The 1,307-nt window shown below is 66.5% G+C and carries 1 protein-coding gene and 1 pseudogene; both read left to right on the top strand.

What is annotated here, in order from left to right; translation table 11 throughout:
• The first annotated feature begins 707 nt into the window (after positions 1-707).
• Positions 708-1,076, top strand: coding sequence for a hypothetical protein (locus K336_RS18865; RefSeq protein WP_155945128.1), 369 nt, complete (start codon positions 708-710; stop codon positions 1,074-1,076).
• A 3-nt stretch (positions 1,077-1,079) separates the two neighbouring features.
• Positions 1,080-1,307 (top strand): annotated as a pseudogene (locus K336_RS18860) (IS630 family transposase); the annotation flags it as partial.

Here is a 1,307-nt window from a genome sequence, read left to right as displayed (position 1 = left end):
CACGCCGAGCGAGAGGCCTCGACGCCGCTCCGGGCCGGCCCCGCGCGGACCCGGCGGCAACCGCAGGCCCGTTCGGACTCGTCGAAGAACCCGACGATGATGGCCGCCGGGTCCTCCCCCCGCCGGGCCGTCGAGGACCCGGGTCGGCTCCGCCGGGCGCAGCAGCCGGACCCGGATACCTCCACCCACCGGCACACGGACCGGACGAGGCGGTCGCCTCCTCCGCGGCGGATGCGGCGGTGTTCCGCGCCCACCCGGACCCCCGGGCGAAGAAGACCACCGCTCCCTCCAGGAACCCGTTCCCCATGCGGGCCTCCCGGAGCCCCGCCCTCAGCCGCCCGATCCCGGCGCGCCCCTCCACGGTCACGGCATCAACGCCGAGACCGGGGTGCCCCCTCCGCCACCCTGCGACCCGGCCCCCGACCGCCCGCACCACAAGACCGTACGATCCGGCCACCCCGGCCACCGGCCTGGACTTCTGGACGATCCCGAGAACGACTTGTTCCTTAAATTCCGCACTATGAGGCTTATGCAAAACCTTGGCACAAACAGCTGAAACACCTAGTCAGCGGGACTATGGAATGGAGTTTTGCATAATCCTCTATATTTCGGTGCCGACATGATCTAATTCTACCTCACGATCACTTTCACCCACCGCCCGAGAAACACCAAGCACTCCAAAGATTGTTGAGCGCACTGAGAGGACAGTGCAGGAATGGCTGGCCGAGTGGCAGGCCACCAGGATGTGCTCGGTCCTGACCGGCCACGCCGGGAACCGGGACGCGGCGGAACCCGCCCGCGCACAGAAGGAAGAACTCAAGGCCATCCTGGCCCAGCCGCCCTCCCAGGCGGGTGTTCATGCCGAGTTCTGGGACGTCCCGGCGATACGTGAGGTCGTGAAGATCATGTTCGATGTCGAGTACCAGGCGGATTCTTCGTACCAGCTGCTCCCGCGCCTGTGCGGGCCGAGCCTCGAACTGCCCGACCCGTTCGACGGGCACCGTGACGAGCAGGCCATCACCCGGCGCATGGCCGAGGTGAAGGCCCAGGTCAAGGACCTGTTGGAGGTCGGTTGAGAGGTGTACGCGGTCGACGAGGTGCGCCTGGAGCACGAGGCCGAGACCCGCCGCATGTGGCTACCCAAGGGTCAGCGCACCAAGTTCCACGTGGACCGGCAGAAGGTGTCCCAGTCGTTCTTCGGTGCCCTGTCCCTCACAAATAAGAAGGTGAAGCTGTATCCGATCGAGGGGAACCAGAACACCGAGCAGACGATCCTCGCGCTGGACCGGCTTCAACGAGAAACCGAG

Source organism: Propionibacterium acidifaciens DSM 21887 (assembly GCF_000426605.1).
GTDB lineage: Bacteria > Actinomycetota > Actinomycetes > Propionibacteriales > Propionibacteriaceae > Propionibacterium > Propionibacterium acidifaciens.
The sequence above is the reverse complement of the archived record's forward strand: the minus strand, read 5'-3'. Positions and strand labels throughout refer to the sequence as shown.